Source organism: Paenibacillus chartarius, assembly GCF_042432825.1.
GTDB classification, from domain to species: Bacteria; Bacillota; Bacilli; order Paenibacillales; family NBRC-103111; genus Gordoniibacillus; species Gordoniibacillus chartarius.
Genome location: NZ_JBHLWN010000031.1, coordinates 134,782 through 160,488 on the forward strand (window position 1 = coordinate 134,782; position 25,707 = coordinate 160,488).

Genomic DNA, 25,707 nt, shown 5'->3' on the forward strand with positions numbered 1-25,707 from the left:
GCCAACCGTTTACATATTGTCTATATTCTCTACCGTGCAGAAAATTCCTGTTGCTTCGAGAAAAAAACGTGTTAAACGAGCTGTTTCGCAACGAGCTCTTCAACAAGCTTCAGCGCATCGCCCAGCTTGGAAGCGTCCTTGCCGCCGGCCTGCGCCATCTCCGGCTTGCCGCCGCCGCTTCCGCCGCAGGCCGCCGCCGCTTCCTTGATCAGCTTGCCGGCATGGAACCCTTTCGCCGCGAGATCCGCCGAAACGGCCGCGACGAGGTTGACCTTGCCTTCGGCCGCAGCGCCGAGAACGATAACCGCCGAACCGAGCTTCGCCTTCATCTCGTCAACGATCGTGCGCAGCGAATCCATGTCTCCTGCGTTCACTTGCGCCGCCAGCACCTGCACGCCGGCGACCGTCTTCACCTGGTCGGTCAGCGCTCCCGCCTCGATGCGGCTCAGCTTGGCGCGGAGCGATTCGTTCTCGCGGCTCAGCTCCTTAATTTGGCCGAGCGCCGCTTCCACACGCTTCGGCACGTCGTTCACATTCGACTTCAGCAGCGCAGCCGCGTCCTTCAGCTGCTGCAGCTGGGCGTCGAGATATTCGTAGGCATGGCGTCCGGTTACCGCCTCAATCCGGCGTACGCCGGAGCCGATGCCGGATTCCGATACGATCTTGAACAGGCCGATTTGCGCTGTCGATCGAACGTGGCAGCCGCCGCACAGCTCCAGGCTGTAATCGCCGACCTGAACGACGCGAACGACGTCGCCGTACTTCTCCCCGAACAGCGCCATCGCGCCCATGGCCTTCGCTTCGGCAAGCCCTTTGACCGAAATGTCGACCGCCGTGTTGAGCCAAATTTGCCGGTTTACGCGCTGCTCCACGTCCTGGAGCTCTTCAGCCGTAACGGCGCCAAAATGGGAGAAGTCGAACCGCAGACGCTCCGGCTGTACGAGCGAGCCCGCCTGATTGACATGCGTACCGAGCACTTCCTTAAGCGCTTTGTGCAGCAAATGCGTCGCCGTATGATTTTTGACGATATCTTCGCGCAGCTCGGCGCTGACCGCAGCCTGCACGCTTTCGCCGGTGCGCAGCACGCCTGCTTCGACCCGCACCGTGTGCACATGCTGGCCATGCGGCGCTTTACCCACTTCCTCGACAATCAGCTTGAGTCCGCTCCCGCTCGTAATGATACCGAAGTCGCTTACCTGACCGCCGCTTTCCGCATAGAACGGAGTCCTGTCAAGAATAACCTGGCAGGTCTCGCCGGTGCCGACAAGGTCGACAAATTGATTTTCATGAACGATAGCCGCCACTTTAGCAGATACTACCAGATCAGTATATCCAACAAATTCCGATTTAACCGTATAATCGGCCAGCGGACCGCCCTGTACCTTCATGCTTTCCGATTCCTGCCGGGCATTGCGGGCGCGGTCTCGCTGCTCCTGCATCGCCTTGTCGAAGCCGGCGCGGTCGACGGTCATACCTTTCTCCGCCGCAAAGTCCTCGGTCAAGTCGAACGGGAAGCCGTACGTGTCGTACAGCTTGAACGCGTCCGGACCGCTGATCTCGGTTCGTCCCTCGGCAGCCGCCTGCGCCGCAAGCGACGAGAGAATGTTCAAGCCGTCGCTGAGCGTCTCGTGGAAGCGTTCTTCCTCGGTGCGGATGACGCGTTCGATAAACTCGCGCTTCTCGACGATTTCCGGATAGTACGAGCCCATAATGTCGCCGACAACGGAAACGAGCTTGTACAAGAACGGCTTATCCATGCCGAGCACCACCTTACCGTAGCGCACCGCGCGGCGCAGCAGACGGCGGATGACGTAGCCGCGGCCTTCGTTCGACGGCAGCACGCCGTCGCCTGCGGAGAACGTCACCGTGCGTACATGGTCGGCAATCACCTTGAACGCCACGTCGGTTTCGCTGTTCTCGCCGTACTTTACCCCGGCAATTTCGCCGGTAGCGGCGATAATCGGCGTAAACAGGTCCGTATCGAAGTTGGAGTCGACATCCTGCAAAATCGAAGCGAAGCGCTCCAGGCCTGCGCCCGTATCGATGTTCTTATTCGGCAGCGGCGTGTAGGAGCCGTCCTTATTATGGTTGAACTGCGAGAACACGAGGTTCCACACCTCGAGGAAGCGCTCGTTCTCGCCGCCCGGCCAGCATTCCGGATCGTTCAGATCGCCGTACTTCTCCCCGCGGTCGTAGAAAATTTCCGTACACGGTCCGCACGGTCCTTCGCCGATGTCCCAGAAGTTGTCCTGCAGCTTGTAGATGCGCTCCGCCGGCAGCCCGATCTTCTCGTTCCACAGCTTGAACGCCTCTTCGTCCTCCGGATATACGGTAACCGACAAACGGTTCGGATCGAAGCCGATCCATTTCGGATCGGTCAGGAATTCCCAAGCCCACGTAATCACTTCTTCTTTGAAGTAATCGCCGATCGAGAAGTTGCCGAGCATTTCGAAGAACGTATGGTGGCGGCGGGTTTTGCCTACATTTTCAATATCGTTCGTCCGAATGCACTTCTGCGAGTTCGCGATCCGCGGATTGTCCGGCACCTCGCGTCCGTCGAAATACCGCTTCAGCGGCGCCATCCCGGCGTTGATCCAGAGCAGCGAAGGATCGTTGTGCGGCACGAGCGAAGCGCTCGGCTCGATGTGGTGCCCCTTCTCCTTGAAAAATTCCAGCCACTTGCTGCGGATTTCACTTGCCTTCATACGTTATCATGACTCCCTTCGACATGTTCGAAAAATACAAAACGCCCCTGCCAACAGACAGGGACGATTAAGCTCGCGGTACCACCCTGGTTATCGCTGATGCTGATGCGGCTCAAACGCCTGCAGCGATCTCCTTGTGCGGACGATAACGGGTCCCCCCGGCGGAGTTGTTCCGCGCTCCGAAAGCAGCGTTCGGCTGATCTTCGCCGCGAGCGTCCTTGCAGCCGGCGGCCGTATCGTTACTACGAACGGCTCCCGGGACACTCTCTCTGCGGGGCGGGCTGCAGCCTACTTTCTTTCATCCTCGCATTGGTCGATTCAATACCAAAAATTATAGACCTCCGCCCGATAGATGTCAAATCGTGTCCCTTGCTTGCGGTTAAAATCTGGGCGTCCGGTGCCTGATGTAATGCAGCACAATATGCTCGACGATCACCTTCAGCACGGCGAACATCGGTACCGCCAGAATCAGTCCGAAAATACCGCCGATTTGACCGCCGACGAGCAATGCGAAGATGATAACGAGCGGATGCAGATGAAGCGATTTGCCGACGACCTGCGGCGAGATGATGTTGCCTTCCGCCACCTGCACCGCAAAGTTGACCAGAGCGACGAACAGCACCATTTTCATAGAGATCGTGGATGCCATAAGCAATGCCGGCGCGGCGCCAAAGAACGGCCCCAAATACGGAATAATATTGAATACGGCGACAATGCTGGCCAGCAGGAGCGGATACGGCATGCCGATGATGAGATAGCCGAAATACGCCAAAGCCCCGACGATCAGACACACCAATAGCTGTCCGCGGATATAATGTCCGAGCGCCGTATCGATGTCCAGCAGAAGCCTGACGATGCGCTGCCGCTGCGACTTCGGTACGACTGCCAGCGCGGTCTTTTCGAGCATTTGAAAGTCTTTGAGCATGTAGAACGATACGAACGGGACGATGAAAATAATGAACAGCGTTCCGATTGTCGTGCCGATCGAGCTGAGATAGTCCGACACGATCTCGGATACGCTCGTCTCCAGCTTGCCGAGCGATTTATTGATGCCGTCCCGGATCGACGTAGGCAGCATGTCGTTGTGATTGTAGCCATCGACGATCGATTGCGCCCTAAGTGTCAGCTCCGGCATATGCTCGTTCAGCTCTTGAACCTGCTCCATAAACATCGGTGTAAGATTCATGAAAATCACGACCAGCGACGTCACAAAGACGCTATAAATCAGCAAAACGGCGATCGTTCGCGGCACTTTCCGTTGACCGAGCAGCGAGACGACCGGGTTCAGCACGTACGAAATAATCAAGGCAATCAGGAACGGCATCAGCACAGCTTCCAGGAATTGAAACACGCCGCGCAGCAGCGGCTTGATCTGAAGCAGCATATACAGCACGAGCAGGCCGAGCAAAGCATAGATGAGTCCGGCGAACCACCGGTTCCGGAACCACGGCTCCATTCGGGCAACTCCCCTTCCCCGCCAATCTCCTTACAGTATATGTACAACCTCATACAATTAATCCAGGCCCCGCGAAAATGAAAACAAGCCCCCGTTGCGAGCTTGGGGGCCTACATTGGACGCTTCCTGCATATAGATCAGGTAGCGTGTACTTGTGGAATATCATCCTCGAAGAACAGATCGTCCAGCGAGCTGAGCGTGCCGTCTTCTTCGACCTGATACACGGACATTTTGTCCCCGTTCACGGTCAATTCGATGAAGCAGCCCCAGCAGTAAAATTGATGAGAGCCGATCTTGCCGATATCCTTCGAATTGCAATTAGGACAACGCATCATATTGAATCACAACCTTATTCTGAGATACGAAGCGACTCCGCTTCCGTTATGCAGTCCGTCGGGACGACGATCGCATCTTCTCCCAGCTTCGCGTGCTCCGGGATAGCGAGCGTCTTGCGCCCTTCCTGCAAGTCTGTAACAAATCCTTCGGACAATTCAAAGCCTACCACTGGTATTTCCAAATTTCGGCCGAAATAAACATCTTCGATGACTCCGAGCCGCTCGCCGTTCGTCTTGAGAACCGGGAGACCGAACAGCTTGCCTGAGCCTCCCGCCAGCGGTCTTGCCTGAACGTAGTCATCCTGCATAACCGCCTCTTCACTTTGAACAGTGACGGCGTCCGTCCCCAGGGCGGCAATATGCTCGGAGGATACGGTCCGCCCTTCCGTAAACCAAGTTTTCGATTCCAGCACGATAGCTTTCAGCTGCCAATCGGATCCGATCCTCATATCTTTCACAGTCCCGACCTGCTTACCGGTATCGATCGTAACGACAGGCAGACCGATGATGTCTTTCGCCTTGCGCAAGCTTTACCCTCCTTGGGGATCGCAAGAGACTGGCGTGATGCCGGCCTCCGGCTACTTACCTATACGTATGGCGACGCCATATAGTTTCAATAATCTCTACGGCGGCGTCGATTTCTTGTATAGAGTTCCCCAATCCGAGGCTGATTCGGATGGCAGATCGTGTCACCTCGTCAGACAGATGCATCGCCCGCAGCACATGGGACGTTTCTAAGGAGCCTGAGGTGCACGCCGATCCGCTGGAAACGGCAATACCTTCCAAATCCAAATTCATCAGCAGCGTCTCGGTATCGAGACCGGGTAAGCTCAAATTGATTATGTGCGGGACGCGCTGCGACGGATGGCCGTTGATCACGATGCTGGACGAGCCGATCCGTTCGGTCAGTCCATTGACGAGCCGAGTGCGGAGCTCCTCGATCGCAGCATTTTGTTCGTCGATCCGCCGGGCGAACAAGTCCGCCGCTTTGGCAAAACCGACGATTCCTGCAACATTCTCGGTTCCCGACCTGCGCTTGCGCTCCTGGTTGCCCCCCAGCAGTAAGGCTGGAAGCGGCACGGAGGCATGCAGATAGAGCGCCCCTACGCCCTTGGGACCGTACACCTTATGGGCGGAGAAGCTTACCATATCGACCGGCAGTTCGCTCAGCCGAATCGGCAGCTTGCCTAACGCCTGAACGGCGTCGACATGAAATAAAATGCCGCGATCCCTGGCTGTCCGGCCGATCGCTTCAATCGGCTGGACCGTACCGATTTCGTTATTGACGTACATCACGGAAATCAATGCAGTCTCCGGCTTGATCGCCGCTTCGATACGAGCGGAATCGACAATCCCGGAAGAGTCGGCTTCTACATAAGTCACTTCAAACCCGAGCTGCTCCAGCCGTTCGCACGGATGCAGCACGGCATGATGCTCGATCGTTGTCGAGATGATATGCGGACGCCGATCCTTTTGCTTCTTGGACGCCAAAGCCACCGCACCGAAAACCGCCGTATTGTTGCTCTCGGTGCCGCCGCTCGTAAAGACAAGCTCGCCCGGCTTGCACCCCAGTTGCGCAGCAAGACCGTCACGTGCGCGATTCAGCGCGGTGCGGGTCGCTCTGCCGAAGCTGTGTATGGAGGACGGATTCCCGTAATGGTCGGTCAAATAAGGAAGCATCGCTTCCAGCACCTCGCGGTGCAGCGGTGTCGTCGCGGCGTGATCCAAATAAATGGGATTCATCGCTTCGTCACCCACTAAATATAGAACATATAGTTGTCGTTCTTGCCCTCGTCCTTAAACATATTAAGAGACGCAAGCGTCGTCGAATCCAGCACTTCCGCAATGCTGTCGCGGATGCGCATCCACAGATCGCGCTTTGCCGGATCGTCTTCTTCCGTGAAATCGACCGGCGAGATCGGTCCTTCCAGAACGCGAATGACGTCTCCTGCAGTCAATTGGTCCGGCGACTTCGACAATATATAGCCGCCATAGGCGCCGCGGACGCTCTTTACCAAACCGGCGTTGCGCAGCGGAGCAACGAGCTGCTCCAAATAATGCTCGGAGAGCTGGTGCTTCTCCGCAATGCTTTTCAGAGACGTAGGACCTTCGCCGAACTTGGCGGCCAGTTCCATCATAATTGTGAGGCCGTAACGGCCTTTTGTTGAAATTTTCAAAACGACACCCAGCCTTTGCCACGTAAAATCATATTGTATCCTATCCGGTTAATAGGATTTCCATGTGCTGTATGACCCAAACGTCGGGAAAATGATGTGCATCATAGATATGTTACCATACTTCGACCGTTTTGTGGGAAAATAACGATGACATTCCGGTGAAATAATTTTATTTTTGCTTCGAGGAGCGTTATAATAGATGGATTACGAAGGAAAGAAGGTGTGCCGCATGGGTGGCAAAGCTCGCGTCGTACTGGGAATGTCCGGCGGCGTCGATTCCTCCGTTGCCGCATTGCTGCTGAAGGAGCAGGGCTACGAGGTCATCGGAATTTTTATGAAAAATTGGGACGATACCGACGAGTTCGGCCACTGCACGGCGGAAGAAGACGCCGAAGACGTGCGCCGGGTATGCGATCAGATCGGGATCCCTTTCTATACAGTCAATTTTGAAAAGCAGTATTACGACAAGGTGTTCACCTATTTCCTCGACGAATACCGCGCTGGCCGGACGCCGAATCCTGACGTCATGTGCAACCGGGAGATCAAGTTCGGCGAGTTTCTGGACAAGGCCAAGTCGCTCGGCGCCGATTACTTGGCGACGGGCCACTATGCGCGTGTCATGGAGAAGGACGGCGAGTTCGTTCTGCTGCGGGGTGTCGACTCGAATAAAGACCAGACATATTTCTTGAATGCGCTGAATCAGGCCCAGCTGTCGAAGGCGATGTTCCCGATCGGCCACCTGCCGAAGCCGGAAGTACGCCGGATTGCCGAAGAGGCCGGTCTTGCGACGGCGAAGAAGAAGGACAGCACCGGGGTGTGCTTTATCGGCGAGCGTAACTTTAAAGAGTTCCTCAGCGGATATTTGCCGGCTCGCAGCGGGGATATCCAAACGCCGGACGGCGTGGTGCTGGGACGGCATGACGGACTCATGTACTACACGCTTGGACAGCGGCAGGGGCTCGGCATCGGCGGCGTCGGTACCGGTGAACCGTGGTTCGTAGCCGGCAAAGACCTGGAGCGCAACGTACTCATCGTCGTGCAAGGCGAGAAGCATCCGGCGCTGTATTCCACATCGCTGGTCGCCGGCGGCGTGAATTGGATATCTCCGAATGCTCCGAAGCATGGAGATGCGCCGCTGCGCTGCACGGCAAAGTTCCGCTACCGCCAGCCCGATCAGGGCGTTACCGTGACGGTCCGCGAGGATGGCATGTGGAACGTTGCGTTCGATGTGCCGCAGAAAGCCGTCACACCGGGGCAGGCTGTCGTCTTTTACGACGGCGAGGTGTGCCTCGGCGGCGGGACGATCGAGACGACCGTTCCGCTGGAGGCGGGAAGCTTGGGTGCGGCCGTTAAGGCATAAGCTGTTATGGCGTGAGCCGGTATGGCGTGAGCCGGTATGGCATGAGCCGGCATGGCGTGAGCTGGTATGGCGTGAGCTATAAATACCTGAGCTGTCAAGGAACAAATGGCTGTGGTATAGCAGGCGGATGATGTGTAAAGGCCTCTTCAAGACTGGGGCAATCGCTACCCCTTTCTTGAAGCGGCCTTTTTTGGACAACGTGGAGTCAGCACAACATGGGGCGTCTCCGAAGGCTCGTACGCCTGCCGCATATGCTTGTTCAGCCTCTACTTTTGCGCGATATGCATTTAATCTATCATCCCACCGCTAACGCCAAGCTCTCTTCATCTGCCTATCCCGCTGCAGCAGTTTTACGCTAGACAGAGTCTTCTTTACACCGCGTCGCTTGGAGCGTTTGGTGTTAACTGCACTTGGAGTTTATCGGCATTCGGTGTATGTCTGCATTTGGCGTTTGTCTGAATCCTGTGTTTATCGGCATTCTGCGTTTATCTGCATGTGGCTTTTAACTGCATCCGGCGTTTATCTGCGTTTGGTGTTTGTCTGCATCCAGTGTTTGTCTGCATCCAGTGTTTGTCTGCATCCGGTGTTTGTCTGCATCCGGTGTTTATCGGCATTTTGCGGTTTATCCGCATTTGGTGTTTGTCAAACATTCAGCGAATCTTCTAGCTGCGGACCTCTCAACAGTACTAGGCTGTTTACCGGGCTTCCGATAGCGGACTTTCGGATCGTTATTCCTGTGTTTAGCTCCACTTTTCCGGATATAGCGGATTTTGGGGGAGCTATTTTATCAAAACAGCTTAGTTCCCTTGCATTTCCCCGGATTCTCAATCATGTAACGGTTCTGAAATCCGCTATTTGAGGCTGAAATCGGTATCGCACAAAAATAACGCCTTCTAAGTCCTTTTTTACGAACCGGATACTACGCTTAACAAGCTACATGCCTCAGAAGCGCAGGTCAGGCTTACGAATCGCCGGCCAGCTCCAAAAGCCGCAGCGCCTGACTGCGCAGCCGCTCCGGCCAAGGCTGCTCCATTAACGCCCGCAGCCGATGGGAGTTGAAATGCTGCGGTTCAATCTCCATCAAGCGGTACAGCTTTCCCGCCTTGGCCTGCCGGGAAGGGGACGGCATCAAGCTGTACAGCAGCCACCAATCCGCCGCCATCCCCAAAGGCAGACCCTCCGTCACCTCGACCGCCGACTCGTCGAAAGGCAGCTCGAACACACCGGCTTCATGCTCGACGCGAAAGCCGGCCAGCATGTCCACATCGCAGCCGTCAATACGAAACCGGTAATAATACCGTGTCATAAAAGGCGGTTTCGGCTCTCCCTTCTCGCATGTGCCTAACGCCGAAAGAGCGGCAAGCGCCCGATCGGTGTCAGGCAAAGCGACAACGATATCGAGGTCGCCCGGACGGACATCGCCGTCCAGAAGCGAGAGCCGCTCCAGCAGCGCCGACCCGCCGACCGCCCAAGTTACGCCGGCCTGCTGCAGCGCCCGGACAACAGCGGCAAGCGTCCGCTGCAATGTCATCCCGCTCCACCTCCGCGGCGGCGAAGCTGGTTCTGCCGCATTTTTTCCTCCATCCCCTGCTCGCTTGCTTCAAACAGCACCATATGCTCATGCCCAATCGGGAAGTAGTCTTGACGAACATAGTGCCCCGGGTAATTATGCGGGTATTTGTAGCCGACATGGCCGAGCTTCTCGGCGCCCTTGTAATGCGCATCGCGCAAATGGAGCGGCACTTCCGCCGATTTCATCCGCTCCATTGCCTGCAGCGCCCGATCGACCGCGACAGGTATCGAGTTCGATTTGGGGCTTTCCACGGCGAACAATATGGCTTGCGCCACGATATAACGAGACTCCGGCCAGCCGATCTTATGGTATGCGTCCATCGCCGTCACCGCCTGCACTAACGCTTGCGGATTGGCGAGACCGATATCTTCGGAGCAGGCGACGATAAGCCGGCGCAGGAATGTCATCGGATCCATCCCGAGCTTCTCGACCGCGTACAAGAACCAGAACAGCGCCGCGTCGGAAGAGCCGCGCACGCTCTTGTGGAAGGCGGACAGTACGTCGTACTGCGTTGACTCGTCGGCCTTTACCGTCGGGCGGCGGATCGATTCCTCCGCCACCTCCAGCGTAATGCGGATCGTACCGTCCGCATCAGGATGCGTCGTCAGCGCTGCAAGCTCGAGCGCGTTCAACGCGCGGCGGATGTCTCCGTTCGCCATGCGCGCAATGTGCAGCAGGCCGTCCTCATCGGCTTGAACCGGCAAATCGCCGAGCCCCCGTTCACGGTCGGCGAGCGCGCGCCGCATCGCGAGAAGCGCATGCTCGTACGTAAGCGGCTGGAGCTGAAACAGCGTCGACCGCGACAAAAGCGCTCCGTTCACGTGGTGGAACGGATTCTCGGTCGTCGCCCCGATGAAAATAATGATCCCCTGCTCGACGGCAGGCAGCAGCGCATCTTGGCGCGACGTATTGAAGCGGTGCACCTCGTCCAGGAACAAGATCGTCTTCGTTCCGTATAGCTGCTTGTTCGCCTTCGCCTGCTCGATCACGTCGCGAACGTCCTTCACCGACGCATCCACGGCGTTCAGCTTGACGAAGGCCCCTTTCGTACGATTCGATATAATGTTCGCCAAGGTCGTCTTTCCCGTTCCCGGCGGTCCGTACAGCAATATGGAACTGACTTGATCGGCTTCAATCGCCCGCCGCAGCAGCTTGCCGGGTCCGACAATATGCTCTTGGCCGATATATTCGTCAAGCGTCACCGGACGCATCCGGTCGGCCAGCAGCTGCGAGCCGGGACGGGACTGCTCCATGTATGAGAATAAGTCCATTTCAATTCGCACCTTTATTTTCATAAATAAGAACCAAGCTCTATTATACAACGCCGGCGGCACAAAAGCAGTGCTTCCCCTGCTGCAAGCTCTGATCCTCCTTTATTATTCGTCCAAGCTCCCGCTCGGCGGCCGGAAAATATGTTTAACGCAAACCGGACAGGAAACACTTAATCAAATCTTGATTATTGTTGAGGGCAGGGGACAGCATGATTTGCATGCGGTTACATGTCTTATGTTTGTTCTTATTTTGATGCAGCTGGCCTATTTCATTGAAACGGATGCAGCGGGTAGATGGGTCCTGCCAGGAACGAACGCGGCAATGCGTGAGCGGCTTGTACATACGCTTTCGGAGGAGGTTGATGCGCTGCAATCTCGCCTTCTGCGGAGGATGATTCCCCGCGCCGCCGCCACATATCGGTAGTCCGTATTGAAGCCGATCAACCGGCTAGAAGCGCAGCTAAACCCGGTCCGCACCGCATAGGCGTTGGGTTATTGGTATTTAGTTCATGGATCGCAACGAAGAGCCAAATTCAATTATTTATAATAATTATAATTTAATATTGACTATCACATAAAATTCCTTTACTCTATATCCAATGATAATAATTCTCGAATAAAAATGATTACATACGAGGAGCTGCATACCATGAACAGACTAACGACAAATCAAGGCGTCCCAATCGGCGATAATCAAAACTCCAAAACAGCCGGCCAACGCGGCCCAACGCTGCTGGAGGACTACCAGCTGCTGGAGAAGCTCGCCCACTTCGACCGTGAACGCGTACCGGAGCGCGTCGTTCATGCCCGCGGCGCCGGCGCACACGGCACGTTCAAGCTCATAAACTCGATGAAGCGTTATACGAAGGCCGCTTTCCTGCAGGAGCCGGGCATCGAAACCCCTGTGTTCGTCCGCTTCTCGACCGTTATCCATGGACTGCACTCGCCGGAGACGCTGCGCGATCCCCGCGGCTTTGCGGTAAAATTTTATACAACGGAAGGCAACTACGACTTTGTCGGCAACAACCTGCCGGTATTTTTCATTCGCGATGCGATGAAGTTCCCGGATATGGTCCATTCGCTGAAGCCCGATCCGCGCAACAACCTGCAGCATCCGGACCGGTATTGGGATTTCATGTCGCTCACTCCGGAATCGACGAATATGCTCACGCATCTGTTCACGGACGAAGGCATTCCCGCCAACTATCGTCAGATGAGAGGCTCATCCGTGCACGCTTTCAAGTGGATAAACGCCTCCGGCAACTATGTGTACATCAAGCTGCGCTGGGTGCCGAAGCAAGGAATCAAAAATTTGAGCGCCGCCGAAGCGGAAGCGATTCAAGGCAAAGATTTCAATCACGCCAGCCGCGACCTTTATGAAGCGATTGAACGCGGAGACTATCCGGAATGGGACCTGTTCGTGCAAATTCTCGACCCGGCCGACATCGACAGCTTCGATTTCGACCCGCTCGATCCGACCAAGGATTGGTTCGAAGACCTGATTCCTTATCGGCTCGTCGGCACGATGACATTGAACCGCAACCCGGACAACGTCTTTGCCGAGACGGAGTCGGTCGGCTTCAATCCAGGCGTCGTCGTTCCCGGCATCGAGCCGTCCGAGGATAAGCTTCTGCAGGGCCGTCTATTCTCCTACTCGGATACGCAGCGCTACCGGATCGGAACGAACTACATGCAGCTGCCGATCAATTGCCCGTTCGCGCAGGTGAGCAACAACCAGCGGGACGGCGCGATGGCGGTGAAGCAGCAAAACCATCACATCAACTACGAACCGAACCGTTATCAGGATACGCCGAAGCAAGACCCGTCCTATAGGGAGCAAGGCACTCCGGTGAACGGGCTCGCCGCCCGTACGAAGATCGAGAAAACGAACGATTTCGGTCAAGCGGGGCAAGTATGGCAGCGTTATTCCGATGCCGAGAAGGATGCGCTCATCCGCAACCTGTCCGCCGATCTGGGCCCTGTTTCCGAGCGCACGAAGCTGCTGGCGATCTGCAACTTCTACCGCGCGAATGCCGAGTACGGACAGCGTCTGGCCGACAGCCTCGGCATCGATATCAGCTCTTATACCGCTCATTTGCAGCGAAAATAATACCTTCAAGCCGCACTGGTTCCGGCTATGCAAATAGACCATCCATTGACTTCGCCGTCATGGATGGTCCTTTGTTTACAGCTTAAGCGCCTTCTGAGCGTTAGCCATATCGCCCGCCAGCAGCTGCTTCAGATCATAGGCTGGATAATAGCCTCTTTCATACATGAAGGCGAACACCTTTCCGTGCAGTGCAATCGCACCGTGCAAATGCTTCACAAAGGTCATCTTCAGCTTCGGCGTCGCCGTCTCTGTAATCGCAGTCGCATAATTACGTACCGCCGTCTTGCTGAAGCCGAGAAGCTGTCCGGATTCCGCCGCAAGCGGCTCCACGTCGTCCTTATCCCGGTGGTCCGCCACAGGCGCCTGCGGGTAAAAGCGAAGCAGCTCATGCAAGTTATTTTCAATGCTGCGGATCGCTTCCGCGTACAAGCTTTTGAGCGCAGGATCATGGATGGACGGCAGCTTCTTCTTGAACGAAATCAATTGTCCGGATTGAAAAGAAACGAGCTCATGCAGCTCCAGCGTTTCGTGCCAGGCGAGATGCTTCGGATATCTCGGATTCTCTTCCACTCTTACACACTCCCATTCATCGGTTTGCTAAACCATATGCCTGCAGGAGTGATTAGAGAACGGGGGACACGCAGCAAAAAACCTTAGCCGACCGCCTTGGATCGACTAAGGTTTTTTCATGCTTACAGACCTGCTTTAGCGAGAAGCTCGCGGATGGCTACGCTGACCATTATCAGTCCGGCGACCGGCGGCACGAACGCGTTCGAAGCCGGCGGCTGCTGGGCTTTGCGGATCTCCGGCGCGTTCTCCGGGACGATCCGCTGCGTCACGTCGACGCGGGGCTTCAGCGGCTCCTCCGTCGAGAACACCACTTTGACGCCCTTTTTGATACCATCCTTACGCAGCTTGTGACGGATGACACGCGCCAGCGGATCGACGCTCGTCTTGGAGATGTCAGCCACTTGGAACTTCGTCGGGTCCATCTTGTTGGCCGCCCCCATCGAGGAGATGATCGGTATTTTGCGCTCCAGGCATTGTTTGATCAAGTGGATCTTGTACGAAATCGTATCGGAGCAATCCAGCACATAGTCGAGCGGGTATGCAAACACCTGCTCATACGTCTCTTCCGTGTAAAACATCCGCAGCGCCGTAACGTCGCAATCCGGGTTAATCAGCTTGATCCGGTCGCGCATCAGCTCCGCCTTCGGCTGACCGACCGTCGTCGTAAGCGCCATTATCTGCCGGTTAATGTTCGTGATGTCAACGACGTCCTTGTCGATCAGAATCAACCTGCCGACGCCCGAACGGGCAAGCGCCTCAGCGGCGATCGAGCCGACGCCGCCGATGCCGAGCACGGCAACGGTGCTTCCTTTGAGCACCTCCAGCCCTTCCGGACCGATCGCCAGCTCCGTGCGCGAGAATTGATGCAGCACCATAGTCGCTGCCTCCTACTTCGCCGCCGGCGCTTTGAGCGCGACGCGGATGGAGAGCTGCTCCAGCTCCTTCGGATCGACCTCGCTCGGTGCGTTCATGAGCAAATCGGTCGCGCTTGCCGTCTTCGGGAAGGCGATCGTTTCACGAAGGTTCGTCCGGCCGGTAATCAGCATCACGAGGCGGTCAAAACCGAACGCGAAGCCGCCATGAGGCGGAGTGCCGTATTCGAAGGCGTCCAGCAAAAAGCCGAATTTCTCGTAAGCCTCTTCTGTGCTCATACCGAGCGCAGCGAACATCTTCTCCTGAACCTCGCGCTTGAAAATCCGCATCGAGCCGCCGCCGACCTCGTAGCCGTTCAGCACGAGATCATACGCTTGGGCGCGCACCGCTCCCGGATTCGTGTCCAGAAGAGCGAGGTCTTCGTCCATAGGACGGGTAAACGGATGGTGCTCGGCGACCCAGCGCTTCGATTCTTCATCCCAGCCGAGCAGCGGGAAGTCGACAACCCACGCATACTTGAATTCCGATTCGTTGATCAGGCCGAGCTCCTTGCCGATCTTCAGGCGCAGATTGCCGAGTACGTCGGCAACGACCTTCTTCTTGTCGGCGGAGAACAGCAGCACGTCGCCCTCTTCGGCGCCGAGGCGCTCGCGCAGCGCAGCAATCTCTTCCTCCGAGAAGAACTTCACGATCGGGCCCTTCCATTCGCCGTCCTTCACAACAATATAGGCGAGACCCTTGCCGCCGTAGCGCGCCGCGAACGGAGTCAGGTCGTCCAGCTCTTTACGGCTCCAGTGCGCGCAATTTTTGGCGTTGATCGCCTTCACTTCGCCGCCGCCGGCAACGACTTGCGCGAACACCTTCACGCCGCTGTTCGCCACCAGATCGCTGACGTCGACGAGCTCCAGGCCGAAGCGGAGGTCCGGCTTGTCGGAGCCGTACTTGCCCATCGCATCGGCATACGTAATGCGCTGGAACGGACGCGGAATGTCGACTCCGGCCGTCTCCTTCATCAGCTTCACGACGAGCTCCTCCAGCATATCCAGCAGCTGATCGCGGGACAGGAACGACGTCTCGATGTCCACCTGCGTAAACTCCGGCTGGCGGTCGGCGCGCAGATCCTCGTCGCGGAAGCAGCGGGCGATTTGGTAGTAGCGCTCAAGACCCGATACCATCAGCAGCTGCTTGTAAATTTGCGGCGACTGCGGCAGGGAGAAGAATTCGCCTGGATGCACGCGGCTCGGAACCATATATTCGCGTGCGCCCTCCGGCGTGCTTTTCGTCAAAATCGGTGTTTCGATATCGATGAATCCGTTCGAGTCAAGGTAATCACGGAACACCTTGGCCGCCTTGGAACGGAGCATCAGCGTGCGCTGCATCTCCGGACGGCGCAGGTCGAGATAACGGTATTTCAGGCGGATGGTTTCATCCACTTCCACGTCGTCTTCAATGAAGAACGGAGGCGTCTTGGCCGCATTCATAATTTCGATTTCGGTAATGCGGACTTCGATTTCGCCCGTCGCCAGGTTAGCGTTGACCGTTTCCGGATCGCGCAGGACGACTTGGCCTTTAACCGCCAGTACGTATTCGTTGCGGGCCCGGTCGGCTACCGCCAGTGCGTCGCCCGAGAAATCCGGGTTGAACACGATCTGTACGATACCGGAGCGGTCGCGCAGGTCGATGAATAGAACCCCGCCAAGGTCGCGTCGGCGCTGTACCCAGCCGTTCAGAATGACGGTCTCGCCGACGTTAGCTTTGCTCAGCGTACCGCAGTGATGAGTTTTGAGCATCATTGTGAATTCATCCCCTTAATGTGTTTTTAAATATTCGGCCAGTCCGCTGAGCGGTACCGGCGTTTGTTCGCCTGTCGCCATCGTCTTGACGGTTATCGTGCCTTGTGCCAGCTCGTCATCGCCGAGAATCGCTACGAACTTCGCACGAAACCGGTCCGCCGACTTCATCTGAGCCTTCATCTTGCGGCCGGTATAATCTTTATCCACAAGCAGTCCCGCTCCGCGCAGATCGTAGGCGATCCGCGCCAAAGCGCTGTCCGCCGCTTCACCAAGACCGATCAAGTAAACGTCGAGCGGCTTCTCCGCCGGAAGCTCGACACCCTGCGCCGCAAGCACGAGCAGCACCCGCTCCAGTCCGAGGCCGAGACCGACGCCAGGCTGATCCGGACCGCCGACTTGGCCGACGAGCCCGTTGTAGCGCCCGCCGCCGCCGATCGTATCGATCGCGCCGATGCCGGCCGCCTTGTACTCGAACGCGGTGTGCGTATAATAGTCCAGCCCGCGTACAAGCCGAGGATTGATGCGGAACGGAATATCCATCGCCGTCAAGTGCTCGCGCACTTTGGCAAAGTGCGTGGAGCATTCTTCATCAAGTGCATCCAGAATGGACGGCGCTCCCTCGAACCGATGCTGGTCCACCTTGCAGTCCAGTATCCGCAGCGGGTTGCGGTCGAAGCGCGACTGGCAGTCCTTGCACAGCTCGCCGAGCATCGGCCGCAGGAAATCCTGCAGCTGAGCGCGATAAGCGGCGCGGACTTCCGGTGTTCCCACCGAATTGATCTCCACGGTCACGTCACGAAGGCCAAGCTCCCGGTAAAACGCGTAGCCTAATGCGATCACCTCCGCGTCGATGCCCGGATCGGTCGAGCCGAACGCTTCGATGCCGAACTGGTGGAACTGGCGGTACCGCCCGGCCTGCGGCCGCTCATAACGGAACATCGGGCCGATATAGTACAGCTTGGCAATATCCGGCTCGCCGTACAGCTTGTTCTCCGCATAAGCCCGCACGACGCCGGCGGTTCCTTCCGGACGCAGCGTCACCTGATCGTCGCCGCGCGTAACGAAGCTGTACATTTCTTTCTCGACAATGTCCGTCGTCTCTCCGACGCCGCGGACGAACAGCTCCGTATGCTCGAAGATCGGCGTCCGGATTTCTTTATAATGGTAGCGCCGGCACAGCTCCCGCGCCTTATTTTCCATCAGCTGCCATTTCTCCACATCGCTGGGCAGTATATCCTGCGTTCCCGTCGGTTTCTGAATCTTCACTAGCGCCACCTCCATCGGAAAATAAAAAATCCCCCGCCCCTAGTGCTCATGCTAGGGACGAGAGATTGAACATACAATCACCCGCGGTACCACCCGCCAATTCGGAGCTCAGCCTCAACCTTCCGGCTTTCCAACAACGCTCCGCACTTACTGCGAATAACGCTCGCCCGCGCGAACGGCTACTAAGCAGCCGGGCATTGCCCCTGCCATTCCCCGTTCGTCCTCCGGGAGGTCCTTCGTTCGGTTCGGCTTAAGGAAGCTTGCAGCCTGGCGGCTTCCCTCTCTGCATAAGCGAAGGCGAACTACTTCATCCCTTCAACGGATTACAGAACTATCGTGTTACAATATTGATATTCTAAATGAACTTGTCACTTATTGTCAAGTCTGAACGGCATCGTTCAGTTATACTTGTCGGCCCACTTCTGCAGCTCGTTCATCGCCGTCTCCAAGCCGCGGCCTTTCTCCGTCAATTCGTATTCGATCCGCACCGGCGTTTCCGGATAAACGTGTCGAATTAATATCCCCGCTGCCTCCAGCTCTTTGAAGCGTTCCGACAGCATCCGGTCGCTCATGCTCGGAATGAGATCGGAAATATCTTTGAAGCGCTTCGGTCCGCTGAGCAGCACGCGGATAATCAGTCCCGTCCATCTCTTGCCGAGCAGCTCGAACGCCGTTTCGAATTTCGGGCACAGCTGCGAATCGTGATGATCTCCCATGTTCGTCAACTCCCTCGGGCTTAATGCGTCGCTGATTTCATTTTACCATAGGAGCTTGGGAAAAGTAAGTTTTTACTCGTATTTACGCCCATAGCTTTCTCTTCCAGAGGAGGCGCTATTCGTACAAGCGTCAAAAAAAAATCGGCCCGCAGCATCGGGCTGCGAGCCTTCAAGGTGAAACTATATTGAAAAGGGGGTCGAGTTTTATTATAGGCGCAGAACATTAATGGTCCATGATAAAAAGATTACAATTTCATTACAGAGTTGGAAATTATTTTACATAATTCGAGCTATGAATATGAAAACCCTTTCAACATATAAATAGCTTTGCAGGGGCAGCCCTGCACCATACGAAGGAGGGATAAACCCATGAACGAAGCATGGACGCACACAGAAGAACAACTGCTGCCGTTCCGCCTCGAGGAAGATGCCGGAGACGACGCTCCTGTCGAACAGCCGGCTGAAGAAGATGGCGCTGCTGAAGAAACGGCTGACGGCGGCGACGAGTCCGCGGAAGAGGAAGATGCTGAAGCTGACAGCGGCGACGATGGCGTAGACGATGTCGGCGGGGACGATGATGGCGACGAAGCCGATGACGATGAGGCCGACAGCGATGAGGTCGACGGCAGCGAAGAAAGCGGCGAAGGCGAATCCGGCGGGGAAAGCGACGACGAGACTAGCGAAGAGGCGGCGGCAGACGAGGACGACGGCGTAGCGGAAGAAGAGTCGGCTGACGACAGCGACGAGGCCGAGGCAGCTCCTGCCGGGGACGGAAACGAAGACGTTGCCGAGGCAACCGAGTAACGCAAAGCCCGCTTTCCTGGACCGCCTGCAAACGTAGAAGCCATCCGAAGCGCATAAGGCGCAAGCGGATGGCTTCTATCGTCTAACAATCAAATGCTGAGACCGGTAACCGCCTCTCGGACATCCTTAATCAGCAGATAGGTATCTCCATTCGTCAATTTTGCTTTGTCGGCAATCAGCGCCAAGCTGCTCTGCTTGAGCTTGCCGTCCTGGAGCAGCAATTGCACGGCTTCCTCCGGCTTCGTCTTCATCCCGAGCGCCGTCGCAACCGTATAGGCGGCTTGGTCGAGCGTGAGCGGCCTCTTATCGGAATCCGTCATGCCCGATATCGCAGCATTGGCGTCGACAGGGAATGCTGCCGGCTTCATTTTCTTGGCGCCGTTAACCAGGTTAACCATCCGCTTCGGATTCGCAATATCGTTCAGCTTGAAATCGTTGCCGTAGCCGCCGCCAACCAGTCCTAGCGTCAACACCGCCTTAAGTCCGGGGTACGCCTTGTGCTCCATATACGGCTGAGGCTTGACGGTATACGGCTTCAAATCCATACCCTGCTTGTTCAGCGTATCCTGCAGCTTCGCGATGAGCTCCTTGGACTTCGACATGTCGCGGAAGCTGATGCCGTTATCCGCAGCCAGCTTCGCCGCCGCTCCCGCCGCCTCGCCTTCGGCCATCCCGACCGGAATGACGCGCGCCGAGCCGTGCGGCAGCGAATCGTAGCCGGCTGTGCGGCCGACGACAAGCAGTCCGTCCACCTTCTGCGGCACCAAGCTGCGGAACGGCACCGCAAACCGGATCGGGTCCATAACGACGGAACCGTAGTCCTGATAGGACAGCCGCTGAATGTCGACCGGGTACGAGCCGAATGCGACGCGGTCCCATTGGTCTCTGTTTTCCGCCAAGTCGATGATGTTCAGCCGATACTCCGTTTGAAAATGACGCGTCTCCCGCACATACAGCTCCGGCGCATAACCGTCCTCGGCCAGTTCGACCCCGGCAAATTCCGGATACTTCTTCTTCATATATTCGACGACATGCGGCACTTCCTTCTTGCCGATCTCGATCGCTTCTTTCAGCTGCTTCGGGTCCAGCCCGTCGACATGGAAAATTTGCAGAGCGTTAATGAGAATCGTGTTGTCGTTCTGGCGCCCGATATTGAGGCCGCGCATCGCGACCTTCTCCTTGTTCGTCGACGGATAGTCCTTCATATCGCCGTAGCCGGCTGCGCTCATTTCCGTTGCGTTCGTGTCCGGGTTGTTGTCTCCGGTCAGGCGCTTATGAATTTGCGCCCATACGTCGGGAGTAACATTCTTCAGCTTGAAGACGAGCGTAACCGGCATCTTGGCGTTGGCGTCGCCCATATCGGCGCGGCCGTACGTGAACGGCGCCCCGGCCGCAGCGGCAATATCGCCGTCCTGCGTCGCGTCGATGACCGCCTTCGCCTTGACTGTCTGCGACGAGCCGTCGGCCTTCGTCAGCTTGATGCCCTGCACGTCGGCGTTTCCGTTCGCGCCCGGCTGCGTCAGCGGCTCGATCGCCTTCGCCTTCATCAGCAGGTCGATGTTCGGCTCTTTCTTGACCATGCCGTAGAACGCATTCGCCGCCGTCGTCACGTCGAACGAATCGCCCTCGATTTGGCCAAACCATTCGCTGAACAAGCCTTTATTCAAAATTTCATCCTGACCGAGTGCGTTGCGTTCCGTCACCATATCCAGACTGTTCAGCCATCCGACCGTCATCAATCCGCCCAGTACGGTCCGGTCGCGTCCGTCGACGAGCAGCGTCTTGAGACCGTTGCGGGCACCCGATACGGCTGCCGTAATCCCCTCCGGGTCGGTGCCGACGACGATCAAATCGTAGCTGTCCTTCACATTCTTGACGGATTGCACCAGCTCCAGCCTCTGCGGTTCCCCCGGCTTGCTGGCGACATGGCGGTTCTGGTACCAGTACGCGCCCGCCGCAGCCGCAGCAATAATGACAACCAACGCTGCCAGCAGCAGCATTCTCCCTTTCGACAGCTTACTCCCATGACTCGATTGATTCATAAATCCTCCCGCCAACGCTATAATTTCGCTGCAGCCTACACTTCGGTTAACGTTTCCGCTCCCGTTCCGTAAGCTTCCCCAAGCAGCTTCAGTTTCTTGTCCACGTATTCCTTATACGCCGAATTGTACACGCTAGGTTCCTTCGGATTCGGAAAACGCTCGATGCGCTGCGGCGCTTGGCCGTCCGTCTCTTCTTCCGAACCTGCGGCACGCGGAAACAGCACCTTCGACACCGCTCCGCAGCCCAGCCCGATGACCGTCTGCCGCTCCTCCATCATGAGGATATTGTACAAGCTCTCGCGGCCCTCCAAGGCGTACCCGATATTTTCCAGGTTACCGAGAATGTTCTTCTGCCGGTACAAGTAATACGGCACATAGCCATGCTCCTCCGTCCAAGCTGTCGCCCGGGCCATCATATCGCCGATTTCATCCCGCTCCGCAACCTCGTACTCGTCCCGATTTTTCGTCATCTTCGAGGCGCGTTTAAACGACAGCGTATGTACCGTGAGCGATTCCGGCAGCAGCTTTGCGGTTTCCGCCAGCGACAGCTCCAGCTCGGCCATGCCTTCGTTCGGCAAACCGATAATGAGATCCATGTTAATGTTGTTCATTCCCATATCACGGGCCAGCTTGAACTTCTCCACCGTTTCCTTCACCGTATGATGCCGGCCGATCGCATCGAGCGTCTCCTGCGTGAAGCTCTGCGGATTGATCGAAATGCGGTCGACGTTCCACTTCTTCATGACGTCGATTTTGTCCGGCGTAATCGTATCCGGCCGTCCGGCCTCCACGGTCAGCTCGCGTACCTTCGACAGATCCGGGAACGATTCGCGGATCGTCTCGAACAAGGCGTCCATCTCGTGCGCTTCGATGCTCGTCGGCGTTCCGCCGCCCCAATAAATCGTCGTCACATCAAGTCCCGCTTCCCGCAACCAGCGGCCCGTCTCGCGAATCTCATAGTGAAGCCCTTCCAGGAACGACGCCACCGAGCCGTTGTTGCCGCGAATATCGTAGGCCGGGAATGTGCAGTAGGCGCATTTGGTCGGGCAAAACGGAATGCCGATATAAATGCTCACTTCCCGATCCAGCGCGAACAAGTCGGGAATGACCTTCAGCTGCCGTTCGGCGATGTCGGTAAGCAGCTCCGCCTTCTTCTCCGTCACGAGGTATTCCTCCATGACGATCCGCTTCGCCTCGCTGCGGTCATGCTTCTGCAGCAAATTGTGCATCAGCTTCGTCGGCCTGACTCCGGTCAAAATGCCCCAAGGCTGCTCCAAGCCGGTTGCATCCTGCAGCGCCTGCAGCATGGCCGAGCATACCGCCTTGCGAAAGGCCCGCTTGCGTCCGTCCGCAGCGGTGCCGATCTTCAGCTCGGCGCTGCGCTCCCACGCCTCCGCAGCGTCCCCGCCGAGCTTCTCGAGCTTTACGCGTACCGCCACTTTTTGACGATCCTCATGGATATAGACGAGCCATTTATAATTAAGTTTCACATTGTCGTCTTCCGATTCCACCAGTGTCGCATTTTCGAAAAACAGCTTATGCAGGTGAAATATTTCCGAGGAAATGTTTTCGAGTCCGACACGCGATAATCCGATATTCAAGTAAGCCCTCTCCTTACGATTCGTCCCGAATTTCCTCACATAGTGTACCACAAAACGGTCCCAAACGGAAAAAGTCCCTCTTCGGACAACCCGAGAGGGACTGGTTCAACCTGCTTGTTATTTCCGAACCGGAGGGTTCGCCGCTTGCTTCCTCTGCTCGCTAACGGACGTGTACTCCATGCCGAGCTCGACATCTCCTGACGCCGACGCGGTGAGCGCGAACGCCTCCGAGTACGAAGGCTGCAGCAGCTGCACGTCGGGCTGTGTCAGACGAGCTTGTTTGGGGGACTTGCGCATCGAAACTTGTCTCCTCCATCCTAGATGACTCGTTTCTAGCATCCCCCATTTCCCGGCAAAATAACCGTTAACCCGCCGTCCGCGCCCGTTTGCAGCACATTAGGCCTTGCTGTCGACGATTAAGGTCACCGGTCCCCAATTCGTAAACGACACGTCCATCATTTCGCCGAATGCCCCGGTCTCCACATGCAGCCCTTGCTCGCGAAGCAGCTCGTTGAACCGCTCGTACAGCGGGAGCGCTTGCTCGGGTCTGGCTGCCGCCATGAAGTTCGGACGCTTTCCTTTGCGGGTGTCGCCGTAAAGCGTAAATTGCGAAACCGACAAGATCGCGCCGCCGGTATCCAGCACCGACAAGTTCATTTTCCCGGATTCGTCTTCAAAAATTCGCAGCCCCGCAACTTTGTCGGCGGCATATTTGGCGTCCTGCTCGGTGTCCTCGTGGGTAATGCCGACGAGCAGCACGAGCCCCTGCCCGATGCTTCCGACGACCTTCCCGTCTACGGTGACGCTTGCCGCTTTGCTTCGTTGTACGACTACTTTCATCTATCCGCGACGCTCCTATGATTGCATAATGCGCTGTACGGAATACACGTCCTTTACGCGCTTGATTTTCTCCACGACATTGTGAAGATGGTCAATGTTCCGGATCAAGATCGTCATATGAATTTGCGCCATCTTGTTTTTGTCCGAGCGGCCCGAGACCGCCGACATGACCGTCTTCGATTCCGACACGGCCTGCAGCACCTCGTTGAGCAGACCGCGCCGGTCGTGGCCGGTAATTTCGATCTCGACATTGAAGCTGGCTTCGACTGCTTCCGCCCACTCCACCTCGATCACCCGGTTTCCTTCCTCGCCCAGAGCGATCGGGATGTTCGTACAGTCGGAGCGGTGCACCGAGACGCCTCGGCCGCGCGTAATATAGCCGACGATATCGTCGCCCGGCACCGGGTTGCAGCAGCGTGCGAATCGAACCAGCAAGTTGTCGATGCCTTTCACTTTGACGCCGCTCGCCGCACGAGACTTCTTCTCCGCAGCCGGCGCCTTCGAGTCTTTCACTTCGGCGGTCAGCTGCTGCAGCGTCAGCGCTTCCTCCGCCTCGCGGCGCAGCTTCTCGGTCAGCTTCGTGCAGATTTGCGCCGCCGTGATGCCGCCGAAGCCGATCGCCGACAGCATGTCCTCGATATCGTTGAACGTATACTTCTTGGCCGCCTCCAGCAGCTTCTCTTCGGTCATGAGCTCGGCCGGCTCGTAGCCGAGCCGCTTCAGCTCGCGCTCGATCGCTTCGCGGCCCTTCAGTACGTTCTCTTCGCGCTTCTCCTTCTTGAACCACTGGCGGATCTTCGAACGGGCATGCGACGACTGAGCGATCTTGATCCAGTCCGGGCTTGGCCCGTAGGAATGCTTCGAGGTGAGAATTTCCACGATATCGCCGGTCTTCAAGCGATGATCCAGCGGGACGATACGCCCGTTCACCTTCGAGCCGATCGTGCGGTTCCCCACTTCCGTATGAATCCGATAGGCAAAATCAAGCGGAACCGACCCCGCCGGCAGCTCGATGACTTCCCCTTTCGGCGTAAAGACATACACCAGATCGGTGAAGAAGTCCATCTTCAGCGATTCCATGAATTCCGCCGCATCCGTCGTTTCCTTCTGCAGCTCGAGAATTTCCCGGAACCAGTTCATCTTGTCCTCGAACGAGCCGGACGGCACCATCGCGCCTTCCTTGTACGCCCAGTGGGCGGCGATCCCGTACTCGCTCGTCCGGTGCATTTCGCTGGTCCGAATCTGCACCTCCAGCGGCTCTCCGCTCGGCCCGATGACGGTCGTGTGCAGCGACTGGTACATGTTCGGCTTCGGCATCGCGATATAGTCCTTGAAGCGGCCCGGCATCGGCTTCCAGAGCGTATGAATGATACCGAGCGAAGCGTAGCAGTCCTTCATATTCTCAACGATGACCCGAATCGCCAGCAAATCGTAAATTTCGTTGAACTGTTTGCCGCGCGACGTCATTTTCTTGTAAATCGAATACAGATGCTTCGGACGGCCGGAAATATCGCCTTGGATGCCCATCTCCTCGAGCTTCTCGCGGATCGTCGTAATGCACTCTTGAATGTACTGCTCGCGCTCGGCGCGCTTCTTCTGCATCATGTTGGCGATCCGGTAATATTGCTGCGGATTCATATAGCGCAGGCAGATGTCCTCCATCTCCCACTTGATCGCCGACATCCCGAGCCGGTGCGCAATCGGACAGAAAATTTCCAGCGTCTCTTCCGAGATCCGGCGCTGGCTTTCCTCCGATTGGTATTTCAACGTTCTCATATTATGAAGCCGGTCGGCCAACTTAATGAGAATGACGCGGATGTCGCGGGCCATCGCCACAAACATTTTCCGGTAATTCTCGTTCTGCTGCTCTTCCTTGGACTTAAATTTGATCCGCTCCAGCTTCGTCAGCCCGTCAACCAGCATCGCGCATACGTCGCCGAACCGTTGCTTCACGACTTCGAGCGATACGGTCGTATCCTCGACGACATCGTGAAGCAGCGCCGCAATAATGGACGTCACGTCCATCTGCATGCTGACGATAATGTCCGCCACGGCGAGCGGGTGCAGGATATACGGTTCTCCCGATTTGCGGACTTGGCCGTGATGAGCCTGGTCGGCGAATACATACGCCTCGCGGATGCGTTCCAAATCCGCCTCCTTAAGGTAGGTTCCCGCCTTCTCCAGCAGCTGCTCAATTCCCATGGATGCTTCCCTT

Annotated in this window: 21 protein-coding genes; 3 read left to right on the plus strand and 18 right to left on the minus strand. The window is 56.8% G+C overall.

Annotated elements, in window-relative coordinates; translation table 11 throughout:
- Positions 1-71: 71 nt before the first annotated feature.
- The 6 genes from alaS to cymR form a co-directional block, all read right to left on the minus strand.
- Positions 72-2,705 (minus strand): alanine--tRNA ligase, encoded by a 2,634-nt coding sequence (gene alaS / locus ACFFK0_RS08655; protein ID WP_377469714.1) that lies wholly within the window; start codon positions 2,703-2,705, stop codon positions 72-74.
- 379 nt (positions 2,706-3,084) lie between these two features.
- Complete coding sequence (locus ACFFK0_RS08660) at positions 3,085-4,161, minus strand: AI-2E family transporter (protein WP_377469715.1); 1,077 nt, start codon at positions 4,159-4,161, stop codon at positions 3,085-3,087.
- A 137-nt stretch (positions 4,162-4,298) separates the two neighbouring features.
- Positions 4,299-4,496: a YrzR-like zinc ribbon domain gene (locus ACFFK0_RS08665; RefSeq protein WP_377469716.1), complete on the minus strand. Its 198-nt coding sequence runs from the start codon at positions 4,494-4,496 to the stop codon at positions 4,299-4,301.
- Between the two features lie 14 nt (positions 4,497-4,510).
- On the minus strand, positions 4,511-5,023 hold the full coding sequence (locus ACFFK0_RS08670; protein WP_377469717.1) for a PRC-barrel domain-containing protein: 513 nt from the start codon (positions 5,021-5,023) through the stop codon (positions 4,511-4,513).
- A gap of 55 nt (positions 5,024-5,078) precedes the next feature.
- Positions 5,079-6,239 carry a cysteine desulfurase family protein gene (locus ACFFK0_RS08675; protein WP_377469718.1) on the minus strand — a complete coding sequence of 387 codons (1,161 nt, stop codon included), beginning with the start codon at positions 6,237-6,239 and terminating at the stop codon, positions 5,079-5,081.
- A gap of 14 nt (positions 6,240-6,253) precedes the next feature.
- Positions 6,254-6,673: a cysteine metabolism transcriptional regulator CymR gene (cymR, locus tag ACFFK0_RS08680; RefSeq protein WP_377469719.1), complete on the minus strand. Its 420-nt coding sequence runs from the start codon at positions 6,671-6,673 to the stop codon at positions 6,254-6,256.
- A gap of 199 nt (positions 6,674-6,872) precedes the next feature.
- On the opposite strand from cymR, the gene mnmA reads away from it, so the two are divergent.
- Positions 6,873-8,033, plus strand: a complete 1,161-nt coding sequence (mnmA, locus tag ACFFK0_RS08685; RefSeq protein WP_377469721.1) for a tRNA 2-thiouridine(34) synthase MnmA — start codon at positions 6,873-6,875, stop codon at positions 8,031-8,033.
- A 961-nt stretch (positions 8,034-8,994) separates the two neighbouring features.
- On the opposite strand, the gene ACFFK0_RS08690 is transcribed toward mnmA, so the two are convergent.
- Both ACFFK0_RS08690 and ACFFK0_RS08695 read right to left on the minus strand, forming a co-directional pair.
- On the minus strand, positions 8,995-9,564 hold the full coding sequence (locus ACFFK0_RS08690) for a hypothetical protein (RefSeq protein WP_377469722.1): 570 nt from the start codon (positions 9,562-9,564) through the stop codon (positions 8,995-8,997).
- Positions 9,561-10,877, minus strand: coding sequence for a replication-associated recombination protein A (locus ACFFK0_RS08695; RefSeq protein WP_377469723.1), 1,317 nt, complete (start codon positions 10,875-10,877; stop codon positions 9,561-9,563). Before ACFFK0_RS08695 ends, ACFFK0_RS08690 begins: the two co-directional genes overlap by 4 nt.
- A gap of 649 nt (positions 10,878-11,526) precedes the next feature.
- On the opposite strand from ACFFK0_RS08695, the gene ACFFK0_RS08700 reads away from it, so the two are divergent.
- Positions 11,527-12,987, plus strand: coding sequence for a catalase (locus ACFFK0_RS08700; RefSeq protein WP_377469724.1), 1,461 nt, complete (start codon positions 11,527-11,529; stop codon positions 12,985-12,987).
- Between the two features lie 75 nt (positions 12,988-13,062).
- Here the strand turns inward: ACFFK0_RS08700 and ACFFK0_RS08705 are convergent, their stop codons facing one another.
- The 5 genes from ACFFK0_RS08705 to ACFFK0_RS08725 all read right to left on the minus strand — a co-directional run bounded on the left by ACFFK0_RS08705 (position 13,063) and on the right by ACFFK0_RS08725 (position 18,205).
- Positions 13,063-13,557, minus strand: coding sequence for a spore coat protein (locus ACFFK0_RS08705; RefSeq protein WP_377469726.1), 495 nt, complete (start codon positions 13,555-13,557; stop codon positions 13,063-13,065).
- Positions 13,558-13,679: 122 nt separating this feature from the next.
- Entirely contained in the window at positions 13,680-14,429 is a 750-nt protein-coding gene (locus tag ACFFK0_RS08710) for a tRNA threonylcarbamoyladenosine dehydratase (protein ID WP_377469949.1), read from the minus strand.
- A 15-nt stretch (positions 14,430-14,444) separates the two neighbouring features.
- On the minus strand, positions 14,445-16,223 hold the full coding sequence (aspS, locus tag ACFFK0_RS08715) for an aspartate--tRNA ligase (protein WP_377469727.1): 1,779 nt from the start codon (positions 16,221-16,223) through the stop codon (positions 14,445-14,447).
- Positions 16,224-16,238: 15 nt separating this feature from the next.
- Entirely contained in the window at positions 16,239-17,489 is a 1,251-nt protein-coding gene (gene hisS / locus ACFFK0_RS08720) for a histidine--tRNA ligase (RefSeq protein ID WP_377469728.1), read from the minus strand.
- Positions 17,490-17,887: 398 nt separating this feature from the next.
- Positions 17,888-18,205 (minus strand): winged helix-turn-helix transcriptional regulator, encoded by a 318-nt coding sequence (locus ACFFK0_RS08725; RefSeq protein ID WP_377469729.1) that lies wholly within the window; start codon positions 18,203-18,205, stop codon positions 17,888-17,890.
- 369 nt (positions 18,206-18,574) lie between these two features.
- Here ACFFK0_RS08725 and ACFFK0_RS08730 point away from each other — a divergent pair, with 369 nt between their 5' ends.
- Complete coding sequence (locus ACFFK0_RS08730; protein ID WP_377469731.1) at positions 18,575-19,009, plus strand: hypothetical protein; 435 nt, start codon at positions 18,575-18,577, stop codon at positions 19,007-19,009.
- An 89-nt stretch (positions 19,010-19,098) separates the two neighbouring features.
- On the opposite strand, the gene ACFFK0_RS08735 is transcribed toward ACFFK0_RS08730, so the two are convergent.
- From ACFFK0_RS08735 to ACFFK0_RS08755, 5 genes are all read right to left on the minus strand, one after another.
- Complete coding sequence (locus ACFFK0_RS08735; RefSeq protein WP_377469732.1) at positions 19,099-21,051, minus strand: FAD-dependent oxidoreductase; 1,953 nt, start codon at positions 21,049-21,051, stop codon at positions 19,099-19,101.
- A 35-nt stretch (positions 21,052-21,086) separates the two neighbouring features.
- On the minus strand, positions 21,087-22,652 hold the full coding sequence (locus tag ACFFK0_RS08740) for a coproporphyrinogen III oxidase (RefSeq protein ID WP_377469733.1): 1,566 nt from the start codon (positions 22,650-22,652) through the stop codon (positions 21,087-21,089).
- Positions 22,653-22,769: 117 nt separating this feature from the next.
- Complete coding sequence (locus ACFFK0_RS08745) at positions 22,770-22,949, minus strand: hypothetical protein (protein ID WP_377469734.1); 180 nt, start codon at positions 22,947-22,949, stop codon at positions 22,770-22,772.
- A gap of 99 nt (positions 22,950-23,048) precedes the next feature.
- Positions 23,049-23,492, minus strand: a complete 444-nt coding sequence (gene dtd / locus ACFFK0_RS08750) for a D-aminoacyl-tRNA deacylase (protein ID WP_377469735.1) — start codon at positions 23,490-23,492, stop codon at positions 23,049-23,051.
- Between the two features lie 15 nt (positions 23,493-23,507).
- Positions 23,508-25,694 carry a RelA/SpoT family protein gene (locus ACFFK0_RS08755; protein WP_377469736.1) on the minus strand — a complete coding sequence of 729 codons (2,187 nt, stop codon included), beginning with the start codon at positions 25,692-25,694 and terminating at the stop codon, positions 23,508-23,510.
- Positions 25,695-25,707: the final 13 nt, after the last annotated feature.